The 15,617-nt window shown below is 31.1% G+C and carries 12 protein-coding genes; 1 reads left to right on the forward strand and 11 read right to left on the reverse strand.

Annotated elements, in window-relative coordinates; translation table 11 throughout:
* The 4 genes from purN to ACN0WB_RS03785 form a co-directional block, all read right to left on the reverse strand.
* The gene (gene purN / locus ACN0WB_RS03770; protein ID WP_417428999.1) at positions 1–570 is read right to left on the reverse strand and encodes a phosphoribosylglycinamide formyltransferase; all 570 of its coding nucleotides are present in this window, start codon (positions 568–570) and stop codon (positions 1–3) included.
* The gene (purM, locus tag ACN0WB_RS03775; protein ID WP_417429001.1) at positions 570–1,559 is read right to left on the reverse strand and encodes a phosphoribosylformylglycinamidine cyclo-ligase; all 990 of its coding nucleotides are present in this window, start codon (positions 1,557–1,559) and stop codon (positions 570–572) included. The genes purN and purM overlap by 1 nt, the downstream gene beginning before the upstream one ends.
* 230 nt (positions 1,560–1,789) lie before the next feature.
* The gene (locus tag ACN0WB_RS03780; RefSeq protein WP_417429003.1) at positions 1,790–2,344 is read right to left on the reverse strand and encodes an NADPH-dependent FMN reductase; all 555 of its coding nucleotides are present in this window, start codon (positions 2,342–2,344) and stop codon (positions 1,790–1,792) included.
* A gap of 13 nt (positions 2,345–2,357) precedes the next feature.
* Positions 2,358–3,074: a pirin family protein gene (locus ACN0WB_RS03785; protein WP_417429005.1), complete on the reverse strand. Its 717-nt coding sequence runs from the start codon at positions 3,072–3,074 to the stop codon at positions 2,358–2,360.
* Positions 3,075–3,232: 158 nt separating this feature from the next.
* On the opposite strand from ACN0WB_RS03785, the gene ACN0WB_RS03790 reads away from it, so the two are divergent.
* Complete coding sequence (locus ACN0WB_RS03790; protein ID WP_417429007.1) at positions 3,233–3,583, forward strand: DUF488 domain-containing protein; 351 nt, start codon at positions 3,233–3,235, stop codon at positions 3,581–3,583.
* Between the two features lie 52 nt (positions 3,584–3,635).
* Here the strand turns inward: ACN0WB_RS03790 and ACN0WB_RS03795 are convergent, their stop codons facing one another.
* The 7 genes from ACN0WB_RS03795 to ACN0WB_RS03825 form a co-directional block, all read right to left on the reverse strand.
* Positions 3,636–5,018 carry an MFS transporter gene (locus tag ACN0WB_RS03795; RefSeq protein WP_417429009.1) on the reverse strand — a complete coding sequence of 461 codons (1,383 nt, stop codon included), beginning with the start codon at positions 5,016–5,018 and terminating at the stop codon, positions 3,636–3,638.
* A gap of 36 nt (positions 5,019–5,054) precedes the next feature.
* Positions 5,055–5,576, reverse strand: coding sequence for a nuclear transport factor 2 family protein (locus ACN0WB_RS03800; RefSeq protein WP_417429011.1), 522 nt, complete (start codon positions 5,574–5,576; stop codon positions 5,055–5,057).
* Between the two features lie 135 nt (positions 5,577–5,711).
* Positions 5,712–7,571 carry a glycoside hydrolase family 13 protein gene (locus tag ACN0WB_RS03805; protein WP_417429013.1) on the reverse strand — a complete coding sequence of 620 codons (1,860 nt, stop codon included), beginning with the start codon at positions 7,569–7,571 and terminating at the stop codon, positions 5,712–5,714.
* Between the two features lie 256 nt (positions 7,572–7,827).
* Positions 7,828–9,984, reverse strand: coding sequence for a glycoside hydrolase family 97 protein (locus tag ACN0WB_RS03810; protein WP_417429015.1), 2,157 nt, complete (start codon positions 9,982–9,984; stop codon positions 7,828–7,830).
* Positions 9,985–10,061: 77 nt separating this feature from the next.
* Complete coding sequence (locus ACN0WB_RS03815; protein WP_417429017.1) at positions 10,062–11,075, reverse strand: SusE domain-containing protein; 1,014 nt, start codon at positions 11,073–11,075, stop codon at positions 10,062–10,064.
* 49 nt (positions 11,076–11,124) lie between these two features.
* Positions 11,125–12,720, reverse strand: coding sequence for a RagB/SusD family nutrient uptake outer membrane protein (locus tag ACN0WB_RS03820; RefSeq protein WP_417429019.1), 1,596 nt, complete (start codon positions 12,718–12,720; stop codon positions 11,125–11,127).
* Positions 12,721–12,729: 9 nt separating this feature from the next.
* Positions 12,730–15,462, reverse strand: coding sequence for a SusC/RagA family TonB-linked outer membrane protein (locus ACN0WB_RS03825; RefSeq protein WP_417429021.1), 2,733 nt, complete (start codon positions 15,460–15,462; stop codon positions 12,730–12,732).
* Positions 15,463–15,617: the final 155 nt, after the last annotated feature.

The following is a 15,617-nucleotide window of genomic DNA, read 5'->3' on the forward strand; positions in this document are numbered from 1 at the left end:
TTATTTTTCTGAATTTAAAATTTGTTGGATCGCTTTTGGGAAAATTTCATATTCTATTTTGTGTACTTTTTCGGCTAAAGTTTCTGTAGTTTCATCTTCAATTAACTTAAAAGATTTTTGTAAAATTATTTCACCTTCATCAACTTCTTGGGTTACAAAATGAACTGTAGCACCACTTTCTGTTTCATTATTTTCTAAAACAGCGTTATGAACATTATTTCCCCACATGCCTTTTCCACCAAATTTTGGTAACAATGCAGGATGAATATTAATGATTGGTACATAAATTTTATTAAAAATTTCTTTGTTTAAAATAGAAAGAAATCCGGCTAAAACGATTAAATCTGTGTTTTCAGGAATTGCATTTAACAATTCTTCTGTAAACGATTTTCCTCTTTTAATTAAAATAGATTTTAGACCTAAATTTTTCGCTCGTTCCAAAGCAAAACATTCTCTGTCTGCAATCACCAAATTGATTTTAGCATTCTGAATTTTGCCGTCTTTTATATTTTCAAAAATATTTTGAAGATTTGTACCAGAACCGGAAAGTAAAATGCAAATGTTTTTCATTAATTTAAAATAATCTTTTCGTCACTTTCTATAATTTCACCGATAATGTAAGTTTCTGGTAAAATTTCCAAAACTTTTTCAGCGCTATTTTTATCAACAACTACAACCATTCCGACGCCCATATTAAAAGTTCCAAACATTTCATTGCGATTAATATTTCCGCGTTTTTCACATTCTAACATAATATTTGGAATTTTAATTTTATTAATTTTAATCTTTGCTCCTAAACCTTCAGGAATGATACGTGGAATATTTTCTATAATTCCGCCACCTGTAATATGTGCAATTCCATTAATTTCAAGTTTTTCTGTCAATTTTTTGATGTCTTGATAATATAATTTTGTAGGAACTAAAAGTGTTTCGTACAAAGGTTTTTCTTCAAAAATTTCATTAAAATCTGGAAAGATTTTTCGTACTAATGAAAATCCATTGGAATGAAAACCAGAACTTGGCAAACAAATAATAACGTTGCCCGATTTTATTTTAGAACCATCAATAATGTTCTCTTTTTCTACAATTCCCACACAAAATCCCGCCACATCGTAATCGCCATCTTTGTACATTCCGGGCATTTCTGCGGTTTCTCCACCAATTAAAGCGCATTCATTGTCTTTGCAGGCTTTTACCATTCCTAAAACAATTTCAGCAGCAACGTTGGAATCTAATTTTCCGCATGCTAAATAATCCAGAAAAAATAAAGGTTTTGCGCCGTGACAAACGATGTCATTTGCGCACATGGCAAAACAATCTATTCCGATAGAATCGTAATTTTTGGTGTCTAAAGCAATTTTTAATTTAGTTCCAACGCCATCTGTTCCACTTACTAAAACTGGATTTTTATAATTTCCAATTTCGTAAAATGCTCCAAAACTTCCTAAATTATTCAGAACATTTTTATTATGCGTTTCGGCAACTGCGGATTTTATTTTATCGACTGTTTTATAGCCTTCTTCTTTATCAACTCCGGCAGATTTGTATGTGTTGCTCATTTTCTTAAATTATATAAATTTTTAAATAAAAAAAGCCGACACTTTTAGGCGTCGGCTTTTCATTATTATTTAGCGGTGCTTATTTTTATCCCATTTTCGTGGAAAAACTGTGGATTAAAAATGAGCAGTAATTTCTTCAATTGTAAAGATATTTTCTTTTGGCAAAAGTAAGATTATTTTTAGACAAACAAAAAATATTTTAAAAAATTATCTTATAGATTTATTAGATTTTAAATTTTGAGAAAATTAATTCCTTTTAATCTAGATTTTACACTTTCGACTTTCTGTTCAAATTCTGCCTTTAGTTCTTCATTAATAATTCCTTTTCCTTCTTCGAAATTTTCTTTAAATTTTGGTAGAATAAAATTTTCTAAAACAGTTGTTCCACTAAAGGGTGCTCTTTTTAAAAAAGCTTCTGTAACATTTTTTCCACCGCCGGGACCTGTTGCAGTTGACATTAAAAACATTGGTTTTTCACCAAAATGTTTTCTACCTTTTACTCTTGAAACCCAATCAAAAATATTTTTAAAGGCAGAAGTATAAGTAGAATTGTGTTCCGCCAAAGACATTATTATTAAATCTGAGTTGTCAATTTTATGAGCAAAATCTATTGCCAATTGTGGAATTCCCGTTGCTTCTCGTTCTGGTTTATAAATCGGCATTTCAAAGTCATTTAAATCTAAAATTTCAACTTCATCTTCTTTAAAATAAGTGCTTGCGAAATGTATTAATTTTTTATTGACAGATTGCTCAGAATTACTTCCGGCAAAAGCGAGTATTTTCATATATAATTATTTTTTAATTAATCTCCATAGGAACTTCCATTAGTAATATTTCGGAATCTTCTAAAGCTTCTAAAGTGAAACTTTCTGTTTCCCAAATTCCGAAACCATCTCTTGTTTCTAAAATTTGATTGCCCACTTTTGCAGAACCTTTTAATACAAAGATATAAACTCCATTTTTAGAATCATGTAATTGATATTTTTTAGAATTTCCTTTTTCAAATTTAGCCAAATTAAACCAAGCATTTTGATAAATCCAAACGCCTTCATCATTTTGATTCGGTGAAAGAATTTGTTGAAAATCATTTAATTTTTCATCTTTTTTTATATTGATTTGATCATAGCGTGGTTCGACACTTTTTTTATTGGGTATAACCCAAATTTGCAAAAACTTTACAAGTTCATCTTTATTTTTATTGTATTCACTGTGTTGTATACCCGTTCCTGCACTCATGACTTGAATTTCACCTTTTTTAATAACGGCGGTTGTTCCCATAGAATCTTTATGTTCTAAATCTCCTTCTAAAGGAATTGAAATAATTTCCATATCACGATGCGGATGCGTACCAAAACCCATTCCAGAAGCAACTTGATCGTCATTCAGAACGCGTAAAACACCGAAATTCATTCTTTCTGGATTGTGATAATTTGCAAAACTAAATGTGTGATGAGATTTTAACCAACCATGATCTGCAAAACCTCTTGTATTTGATTTATGATAAACTGTTTTCATATCTAAATTTTTTAATTTTTTATAATCTATAATTGCCTAACTTTATGGGTGTTGTTTTATAAACTCCTTAATTTTATTATACAAAGGTAGATTTAATTAAAAAGTTTTCCATTATCATAAGGTAAGAAATCTTACAAAATAATTAATATTAGAAAAAGATGAAGGTAAAAGAAAAAAGAATTTATGAAACCGCTGAAAAAAAAGATGGTTATAGAATTTTTGTAGATAAACTTTGGCCACGAGGAATGAAAAAAGAAGATGCTCATTTTGATTTTTGGGCAAAAGAAATTTCACCAAGTAAGAAATTACGGAAATCCTATCACGGAAATGAAATTGATTTTAAAGAATTTAGCAAACTTTATTTAAAAGAGTTAGAAAATAATCCGGACTCAAAAGAGTTTTTGGAAAAAATAAAATCAGAGAAAATTATTACGCTTTTGACTTCTGTAAAAAATATTGAAACAAGTGAAACTCCTGTGTTAAAAGAATTTATAGAATCTGAAATTTAACTCAAAAAACGTCTCGAAAAATATCGAGACGTTTTTTTGAATTAAATTATTTTTAAAAATGAATTTGTTCTATTTCTTGTTCAATTTCTTTTGCAGTTTCGTTTTCATCATTTTGAATTAAAAACATGGTAATTGCAGAAGCGATTAACATACAAATTCCGCCCACAACAACATAATCCATTGCCATATTTCCAAAGAAATTTTTCACAATTGGTCCGCCGAAAATTCCATTTACGATTTGGGGAATAACGATGAAAAAATTAAAAATCCCCATGTAAACACCCATTTTGTGTTGTGGAATTGCATCGATTAACATTGCATAAGGCATTGCTAAAATACTTGCCCACGCAAAACCAAGACCAACCATCGAAATCCAAAGCATTCCTGAATCTTTTATAAAAAACATTGAAATTAAACCTAAACCTCCGCAAAATAAAGCCAAAGCATGAGTTTGTTTTTTACCAATACTCTTTGCAATAGGTGTTAAAAGAAAGGCAAATGGAATGGCAAATAAATTATATAAACCAAATAAATGCCCCGTTAAATCTCCTGCTTTATTGAATTCTAAGGATTTTGTATCTTCTGGTGAAAGTCCGAAAGTATGTGTAGCTAAAGCACTTGTAGTAAAAACCCACATTGTGAAAAGCGCAAACCACGAGAAAAACTGGACGATTCCTAGTTTTTTCATTCGCATAGGAATTTTAGCAAAATCCGTGAACATTTCAGAAAATTTGGAAGGTTCTGCAGTGCTTTCATCCCCTGAAAATTCTGCAAATTCTTTCGGCGAATATTCTTTAGTAGTAAAAATTGTGTATAAAATGGATGCTAATAAAACGCCTGCTCCGATATAAAAAGCATAAATTACATTGTCTGCTACAAAACCTTCTGGTGCTACATTTGAAATACCCAATTTTGTAAGCCAGTTCGGCATTTCTGAACCGATTACAGCACCAATTCCAATTAGAATGGTTTGTACTGAAAAACCAACTGTTCCTTGATGTTTTGGTAACATATCTCCTACTAAAGCACGAAAAGGTTCCATCGCAATATTAACAGAAAAATCCATCATTGCTAAAAAGATTACCGCCAAAAGTAAAACGCTTGCACCAATCATTGCATTAACTGAAGCAGCATTTGGTAAAAAAACCAAACCAACTGCACACAAAATTGCACCAATTAAAAAATAGGGTTTTCTTCTTCCAAGAGGGCTCCAAGTATTATCTCCCATGTGACCAATAATTGGCTGAACAATTAAACCTGTAACAGGAGCAACCAACCAAAACCAAGATAACTGATCCACATTGGCGCCTAAATTTGCGAGAATTCTACTTGCATTTCCATTTTGTAATCCAAATGCCATCTGAATTCCCATAAAACCCATACTCATATTAATGATTTGAGGTATGGTGAGATTTGGTTTTATTTTTTTTATCATTTTAGTTTAGAGAATTTTATTATTATTTTTTAATAATTATTTAACCAGAGTTTGGAGTAAAGCGTCTTCTAGCGGAGTTTTCAGTTTTGTAACTTCATCAGAAATTTCATTTGGAATTGTCATAGAAAGTACATATTGTTTTATTTTCCAGCCATCTTTGGTCTTTTCTAAAACTCCCGAACCTCTGCAAATTTCCATCTGGGTTTTTAAAAGTTCATCAAACCAAGCATATTTTCCATCAGTACTAAAAGAGATATTTCTTTTTATGGAAGAGAAATTCCAGGCTTTTCCTTTATCGAAAAATGGTTTTGCAAAAGCCATAAATTCTTTTTTATTCCAAATTTCTGTGGCATCTGTTCCCACGAATGTAGAGTTTTCAGCGTATAGATTAAAATAATTATTAAAATCTGCAGCGGCGGCGAATTTATTTAAATTATCTAAAACTTGTGAAACATTTTTTTTCTGAACGTTTTCATAAAAGCCTTTCTTTTGAGCAGAAAATGAAGCAGAAAAAAAAGTAAACAAACTAAAAACAGATAACAAAAAGTATTTTTTCATCTAAAAAATTTTATTAAAAATAAAGAAATTTTTTGAGTTTTGGTAAGTTGTTCCCAATTATTTAGAAAAACTTTGCCAAAGTATAATTACTCAACTAAAAACTTTGGCAAAGTGGTGTAGGATAATTTTAACTAATCATTTTAAGTCTAGTATTAATGAAGACTTTGCGGATATTGTTAAATCATTTTTTAAATCAAAATCTTTGTTTGAAATGATGTCTTTTCCTTTTGTATAGTTATGAAGTGATTCTGCAAAACGATTTAATTTTAAAGTTTGGTCTTTTTCATTGTTATTTATAATGACCATCACGCTTTCATTTTCATTGTATCTGAAATAAACATAAACATTATTTTCTGGAACATAATGTTTTGTTTTTCCTATGTGAATCACGGTTTTATCTTTTCTCCAATTCAATAATTTTGAAGAAAAATCATAATATTCTTGTTGAAAAGCAGTTTGTGTTTTTGGGTTAAATGCATTTTCCTTATCAGATTTCCAACCGCCAGGAAAATCGCGGCGAATATCTGCATCGCCTAATTTGTCTTTATTTCCACGCATTCCTATTTCTGAACCGTAATAAATTTGGGGAATTCCGCGAACTGTCATTATTAAAGAAAAGACCATTTTGTAATATCTAATATCACTATTAAAAATCTCATTCCAACGCATTGTATCATGGTTTTCAAAAAATACGAGTAAATTATTGATGTCTGGATAAAGAAAATCATTAGAAAAAGAATCGTATAATTTTACTATTCCTTGATCCCAATTTTGTTTGTTTGAAAAGGCAGAAGGCATAGAAGTGAACAAATTAAAATCCATAACAGAAGGTAAATTGGAATTATAATTTTCTATTTCACCAATTTTTGAATTTTTTTGCCAAAAGGAAATATTTGCGGGCGATTGCATCCAAGTTTCTCCAACAATATTGAAATTTGGATATTCATTGGTAATTGATTTCGCCCATTTTGCCATTGCAATTTTATCGTTATATGGATAAGTATCCACTCTCATTCCGTCTAAATCTGAAGATTCTATCCACCAAATTGCGTTTTGTGTCAAGTAATTTAAAACCAGAGGATTGCTCTGATTTAAATCCGGCATTGTTGTATCAAACCAACCATCAAGTGCTAATTTTTTATCAAATTCGGAAGTATTAGTATCAAATTGTGAAGAAATTCTGTAATTTGATCTTTTGAAACCATCTTTTCCTTCGCCATCTGGAAATTGATGTATCCAATCTTTGGAAGGTAAATCCTGAATTAACCAATGCGAAATTCCCCAATGATTAGTCACATAATCTTGCACCAATTTCATATTACGGGATTTTAATTCTGCAGATAATTTTGAATAGTCTGAGTTTGTTCCGTAACGTCCGTCGATTTTGTATAAATCAGTTTGCGCATAACCGTGATAAGTAGTTTGTTTTTCATTATCCTCATTTACGGGAGTTAACCAAATAGTAGTTACACCTAAATTTTTTAAATAATCCAAATGATTAATAATTCCTTGCAAATCGCCGCCATGACGTCCATTGGGTAAATTTCGGTTGGCTTTTTCTGTTAAATTTGGTTGAGAATCATTTTTTTCATCGCCATTTGAAAATCTATCGGGCATTATTAAATAAATAACGTCTGAAGAATTATAGGATTTTCTTTCGGCTGAATTCGGTCTTCTATCTTTCAATTCATATTTGTAAGAGGCGATATTTTTACTCCCTTCTTTTACATTTATTTTAAAATTGGAGGAAATTATAGCGTTCGTGTTTAAAGTTAAAAAAACATAGTTTGGATTTTCAACTTTTTCTAATTTTTCAATTTTAATTCCATCAGAAAGTTCGATGTTTTTTGATGCAATATCTTTACCATAAAGCAATATTTGCACTTGTGGATTGTGCATATTGTGCCACCAAAAAGGTGGTTCTACTCTATCTAAAGTTTTTTGGGCGTTTAGAAATGAAATTAAAAAAATAAAGATTAGGAATAGTTTTTTCATAACTGATATTTTTGTTAACCACAAAAGTCACAAAAGTTTTGGGGTTTTAAAGTTGAATTTACTCCGTTTTAAAGCTAAAAAAAATTTAGATTAAACTCGTTTTAATATTGTTTACAAATTTTTTTTCAATCTTAAAATACAAATGACACAAATTGATAAGTTTAATTTCAACTCACTTTTTTTTGTTTAAAAAACTTTGTCAAATTACAATTACTACTTAAAAACTTTAACATAGAGTAATTTTATTTTACAAAATTTATTTTACAGGATAAACTGAAATTGCGTAACCACCGCTTCTTACCAAATGCATTTTTAATTTCGTTTTGTTTGTAATTACTTTTTTATATATATGATAAGATTGTGGATTATTGATGTAATCTGCATCTTTTCCGTCTTCATAAATAGTTGCTTCATATTTTTTATTAGAATCTAAAAATGAAAAATCTACGATAAAATCTCTTGCATTTTCATCGGTAATTCCGCCTACAAACCAATTGTCTGTTCCTTTTGCTTTTCTCGCTGTGTGAATAAAATCACCCGGTTCAGCGGATAAAATCTTTGTATCGTCCCAATCTAAAGCGACGTCTTTGATGAACTGAAAAGCGTCCATGTGTTTTTCATAATTTTCAGGTAAATCTGCCGCCATTTGCAGCGGAGAATACATCACTACATATAAAGCCAATTGTTTCGCTAAAGTGGTTTTCACAAAACGTTTATCGCCAGGAAAATAATAATTTAATTGGGTTTGGAAAATTCCAGGAGTATAATCCATCGGTCCACCCATAAATCTTGTGAATGGTAAAATTGTTTGATGGTCTGGATTGTTTCCGCCAAAAGCTTCGAATTCTGTTCCACGTGCAGCTTCTGCAGCAATCCAGTTTGGGTATGTTCTATTTAATCCAGTTGGACGAATGGATTCGTGAGAATTAACCATAATGTGATGTTCTGCAGCCAAATCTACAATTCTTTGGTAATGATTGATTGTCCATTGAGAAAAATGGTGTTCTCCGCGGGGAATAATATTTCCAACATAACCCGTTTTTACGGCGTCATAACCATATCTATTCATTAAATCAAATGCTTTTGGCGCCCATCTTTCATAATTTGTTGCGGAGCCAGAAGTTTCGTGATGCATGATTAATTTTATACCTTTTGAATGGGCGTAATTATTTAACATGGGCAAATCAAAATCTGGATATGGCGTAAGAAAATCAAAAACAAATTCTTTGCTGTGACCAAACCAATCTTCCCAACCGATGTTCCAACCTTCAATTAGCAATGCATCAAAACCATTTGTAGCGGCAAAATCAATGTAATGTTTTACTTTTTCATTATTTGCGGCGTGTTTTCCGTTGGGAGTCAATTTAGAAAAATCTGTAATTCCAATATGCACATTATCTGCTGTGGAATAAGCCCATTGTGATTTTCCAATAATCATTTCCCACCAAACGCCCATATATTTTGTAGGGTGAATCCACGAAGTGTCTTTGTATTTTGTAGGTTCATTAAGATTAAAAATCATTTTTGACGCTAGAACATCTTCAGCTTTTGGTGAAACTATAATTGTTCTCCATGGTGAAACTGCTGGTGTTTGAATATATCCTTTTGCGCCTTGCGCATCTGGTGTAAGATGTGTTTTAAAACTAAAATTTTTGGCATCTACTTCTAAATTTGCGGCGGAATAATTAATTAAAGCAGCTTCTGATAAATTGACATACAATTGTTCTTTTCCTTCTTTTTTTAACATCAAAGGCATTTGAACGGCATTTTTTATCAAAGTTTGTGAGGCATTCCCATCATAACTTGTGGGCCAAAGTTTTGGGATTTCTGAAATATTTGAAGTTTGAGTTTGGTATTCTTCTGAATCATAATCTCCAGCGAGCCACCAAGCTTTCATATCCCAAGGAAAATTAATTTCTGAATCTTCTTCTTTTATGACGAAATAATTCAAATTTTTCTGCTGTGGGAATTCATATCTGAAACCAAGTCCATCATCAAATAAGCGAAATTTCAGAATTATATATCTTTCGTTTGCAGGTTGATTTAAAGTAACAGCTAATTCATTATAAGTATTTTTATAATTTTTTTTCTCACCCAAAACTGGTTGCCACGTTTCATTTTTAGAATCCCTTTTTTCATCAGTTTTTACAAAACCATCGTTTAGATTTTTTCCTTGATTATTTTTGCTTTCTAATTCTGAAGCGAACTGGATATTCCCATCTTTTAAAATTCTAAGACCTAATTTGGAATCTTCAATTATGGTTTTTCCTTCATATTTTAAATTATAATAAGGAATACCATTTTTCAAACTAAAATCCATTTGGAATTTTCCGTTGGGAGATTTTAAATTTTGTGCATTAACAAACGTTATGGTTAATAAAAAGGCTAAAGCGAATTGAATGAAATTTTTCATAGTATTTTTATAATGTTTAAAAATAAAAAAACTGCTGCGATAAAGCAACAGTTTTAAAATTTAATTTGAAATAAAGATTATAATTTAGTTTTGCTCCAAGTAAGGTTTACTTCGTCAAAAGTGATTTTATAGTTTCCTGCATCTGCAATTGGAATATTTGCGCCGCCTGCTTCTAGACTTCCATTATTTCCATCATCACCATAATTAGTTCCCCAATCATTATTTAAACGGAATTTAATTTCACCAGGAACTAAAGCAATAGTAACTTCCCATTTTTGAGTAGCATCATTATAAACCAAATCTGTATCTGGATCATTCCATCCGTTTGGAGTTGCAGAACCTATTACTGCCCAAGAATATGGAGCTAAAGCATAAGTCATTGTATTTAAATTAACTGTTAATTTTTGACTTCCTGCGTTTGGTGCTTTTAAATTATCACCTCCATTTAAAGTAATATTGTTACCTCCGGTTGAGCCGTAACTATTATCCCAGTTTCTAACAGGTGTAATTTTAAATTCTGAATTTGCATCTACAAAATTAATGTAACCAATGTAAATACCATTACTTGTAGCAGAAATTAAAGTGTTTGCTGTTGTAGGATTCCAACCTTGATATGCACCTGGTGCGTAAAGATAGGAAATTAACGCATAAGGTTTTACAGCCATTTTTACTGTTTGGGAGTATACAGATTTTGGTAAATCAATTGCAGATCCATCTAAAGAGTAAACTGAGGATAATAATCTAACCTCAACATCAGAAGTACTACCATCTAAAGGTAAACCTAAATTTAACATTATAGAGTTAAAATCTTGAACATTATAAGAAATAGTATTTTTTCCTTTTGGTAAATCAACTGTTTTTGGATTTGCAAAATTTGTCCCTTTAATTGCAAATTGTAGTTGATTATTGAAAGCTAACTTCGGTCCATAATTTGGATCTGTCCAAGTATAAACAACTGCAACTTTATCTGCATTATCTTTAGTCAAAACCACTGAACTTTGAGACGTTACTAAAGTTGCAGGTGTATTAGAAGACACAATTGCCATATCTTCATCTTTTGTACATGAGAACAGCAAAAAGCTGATTATCATTACAAAACTTATTTTTAAAAAATTTTTCATTTTATCTTTGGTTTTATTATTAATAACCTGGGTTTTGCACCAAGTTTGGATTTGCAATGATATCTTTTGCTGGGATTGGGAAAAGATTTCTTGTTTCATCTACTGCTTTACCATCTTTCACACCACCTTTCCATGGCCATAAATAAGCTGCGCTAGTAAATTTTCCAAAACGGATAAGATCTGTTCTTCTTGTTAATTCCCAACTTAGTTCACGAGCTCTTTCATCTAAAATAAAATCTAAATTAATGGAAGTAACATTTCCAGAGTTATTACCATAAGCTCTTTCACGAAGTTGATTAATATAACCAATTGCAGTGTTCATATCTCCACCTGCACCTCCACGCAATGTAGCTTCTGCATACATTAAATATATATCCGCTAATCTGTATAAAGGAATATCTGTATCTACAAAATTCCCCGAATTGTCTGAACCAGGTGCTCCTGTGCTTGTTACATTTTTATATTTAATAAAAGCATAACCATCTGTGAAAGATCCTAAATCATTAATTTCTTTATCTTGTCCGTTGGTATAAAAATTTCCTCTTTTATCCGCTCCATTTGTTGGAAATTTATCTACAAAAGCTTTTGTAGTTCTAAGACCACCCCATCCGCCATTCACTCCAAAATCTGAAGCAGGCATACTTCCGCCAATGGATGCATGAACCATGTAAGTGGATCCGCCATAAGTTTGTGTATGAACTCCATCATAATTTATAGAAAAAATTTGTTCATTATTTCCTATATTATTATCTGCTTTAAATAAATCTGCATAATTAGATTTAAGAGAATATCCTGCACCGATTACCTTTTTACAATAAGTAATACAATCTGTGCTTCTATCCGTTCCTGTATAAACTTTTGCATTTAAATATAATCTCGCTAATAAAGACCAAGCTGCAGCTTGATCTGCATGTCCGTAAGTATTAGTACGAGCGGGAGCCATTTCTGCTGCAGCAGATATTAATTCTGATTCTACATATTTAAAAAGATCTGCTCTGGTAATTCTTGCAGGAGGAGTTGTAGAACCTGGTAAATTAGTTTCAGTAATGAAAGGTACATTTCCGAAAAGATCTAAAGCATGTTCATAAGATTGAGCTCTAATAAATCTTGCTTCACCACGCATTACTTTTGCTTTTGCGAGATTATCACCTGTAATATTATTGGACGCTAATTTTTCGTCTGTTGTATTTCTCAAAAATTCATTACAAAAAGCAATTTCTGTAAAAATTCTATAATACATTGCTCCAATAAATTCATTTGATGAATCCCAAGTCATTTTATGCATTGTTTGCAAAGTTCCGTCATTCCATGCAATTACTGCTTCGTCTGTTGTAATTACATTCATGGTATAAAGTTGACGTAGATAATTAGAAAATCCACCATCAATACCTGCAACATCAGAATTTCCATCACCACCACTTTGTCCACCAACAGCAAGTCCGCCATAAAGTTTTGCCAATGCATTTGGATAATTTGCAAAATCGGAAAAAACACTCGCAGAAGTAACATCTGAAATAGGCTCTCTTTCAAGATCTTTAACACAAGAACCTAAAGAAAGTAAAGCTATTGCTGAAAAAGCTATTATACTTCTAAATTTTATTTTATTTGATTTCATTTTTTTTTATTAAAAATTAAAGTTAAAACCTAAAGAATAAACATGAGGTAATTGGTAATAACCATTATCTATTCCATTGAAAACTTCAGGATCTACACCTGTATATTTACTTATTACAAAAACGTTTTGCGCCATTGCATAAACTCTCATATTACTATTATTAGATAAGAAATTTTTAAAATTATAACCTAAATTAATATTATCTAATCTAAAGAATGAAGCGTTTTCTACAAATATATCAGAGAAATATTGTGGACTCTGAAATCTATTTTGTACAGCTGAACTGTAAACATTTTGAAGATAATCATTTGTAGTAGAAGATTGTATAGAACTATTTGAAGCTGCATTATTATACACATAGTTTCCTAAAACTGCTCTTCCACTCATACTCAGATCCCAATCTTTGTAAGAAACTTTAGTATTAAATCCTAAAATAGCATCTGGTGTAGTAGATTTATAATAATATTTATCCGCGGCAGTAATATTTCCATCGCCATTTCTATCTACATAAACACCATCTAAAGGATGTCCACTTGCATCATAAACTTGTTGGTAAACATAGAAAGAGTTTGGGTTATATCCAACTGCATGAGCTTGCACCGTATTTCCAACGCCACCAGAAATTCCGCCAACGCCAATATTAAATGTAGGATCATTTCTTTCTAATAATTTTGTCACAATAGGATTGTAATGTGTCGCATTAAAACCAATTTCCCAAGTTATATTCTCTTTTTTAACAGGTACGAAATTTATTGAAGCATCGATTCCTTTATTTTGCATATTTCCAACATTCAAAATATTAAAGTTGCTTAAATCACCTGCTGCAATTGGGCTATAAACAATTAAATCTTTTGTGTCTTTTTGATAAATATCTACGGAACCTGTAATTCTGTCACTGAAGAATCCAAAATCTAAACCTAAATTCTTGGTAGTTGTAGTTTCCCATTTAAGATTTGGATTATAAATTTCTGGTCTATAAAAATAATAATAACTATTTCCAAATTGATATTGCGCTCCACTTCCACTCAAATTATATTTAGCAAAAGCTGGGAAATCTGAACCAATTTCTTGTTGACCAGTTTGTCCCCATCCGCCACGTAATTTTAATGAACTTATTACTTTGGAATTTTTTAAGAAATTTTCATCATTAATTTTCCAAGCTCCAGAGATACTTGGGAAATTACCCCAAAGGTTATTTCTTGTTCCATTATAAAATCTGGAAGATCCATCTCTTCTAATTGAAGCGGAAATGATATATTTATCTGCAATTGTGAAAATACCCCTTCCGTAAAATGATAATAATGTATATCCAGTTGCAGTATCTACACCGTATGGATTATAATCTGGTGCTGCATTACCGATAAAGGTACTTCCTCCTGGACTTATAGTTTTAAAATCTTGATAAGAATATCCTGCTGTTAAATCTATATTTGTATTTATTGCAGAAATATTTTTAACATAATTAAAATAAGTTTCTAATAATTTATTCTTTTTCTCTTGTGTAAATTGAGATACACTTCCTTTATTAAAAAAACCTGCACGAAGATTTGCATCTACTGTTTTTCTTCCTTCACCTTTGGAATAATCATAACCTGCATTTACATTAAAATGTAAATCTGGTAAGAAATGAAATTTATAATCCAACTGAATATTTCCTAAACCTCTATAAACAGAAGTTACATCATGAATTGCTCGCAAAGTAGAAACTGGATTGGAGGTTCCGTTTACGTTTAAACTTCCATTGAGTAACCATTCGTAATAACCACCGTAATTAGAATTTCCAGAATAAACCGGTTGAGTGGGATCGAAATAAGTTGCAGCTGCAATTACACCACCATCAGGAAATCTATTATCTGTATAAGTTCCTTTTAAACTAACATCTACTTTTAAATGTTTGTCAAAAAAAGTTGGATTTAAATTTAAACCAAGTGAAGTTCTTTTAAAACTATTGGTTTTAACAATACCATTTTGCTCATTATAACCGATGGATAATCTGTAAGGTAACCATTTTAATCCACCAGATAAAGCTAAATTATTATCTGTTCCCCAAGCTTGCTGATAAATTTGGTCTTGCCAATTGGTATCTGCACTTCCCAGTCTAGCTTTATAACCTGAGCTTGCATTTGCATTTACAAAATTTCTAAAATCATCTGCACTCAAAACATCTACATTTCCCATTTTTTCTGAGACAGAAGCCACTGTTGAAAAATTGATTTTCAATCTACCAGAAGTTCCTTTCTTTGTCGTAATTAAAATGACACCATTGGTTGCACGGTTACCATAAATCGCAGTTGCAGAAGCATCCTTTAAAATATTGAACGTTGCAATATCATTTGGATTAATTAAAGATAAGGGATCTGAAGCACCACTAATTCCTGAAAAATCTTGCGGAACGCCATCAATAACTATTAAGGGTGAATTACTTCCTGTAAGTGAAGAAGTTCCTCTTACTCTAATTGAAGTTCCAGCTCCCGGTGCTCCACTATTTGTAGTGATTTGAACACCCGGCGTTTTACCTTGTATTAATTGTCCAGGTGAAGTTGCACCTCCATTAAAATCCTTGGAGGAAATTGAAGTAATTGATCCAGTGAGATCAGTTTTCTTTTGTTTTCCGTACCCAATTAAAACTACTTCTTCAATCTTTTTTTCTTTTGAAGTTGAATCTGTAGTTTGTGCGTTAAACATTGCGCCGAACAATAAAAAAGCTGGTGCAATTTTTAAAACTGTGTTATAGTTTTTCACAAAAAATAAATTTTAGGATTAATATTCTTTTTCTTCTACATCTCTGTAGTCTTCAAATTTAATTAATATATAATTATTATAAAATTATTTTAAAAGTGTTAAATTATTGATAACAAATAACTTTTAAAAATGCTTTTTCCCTTTATCAATGAAGC

It is taken from the genome of Halpernia sp., from assembly GCF_048269545.1.
In the GTDB taxonomy this organism is placed as follows: Bacteria; Bacteroidota; Bacteroidia; order Flavobacteriales; family Weeksellaceae; genus Halpernia.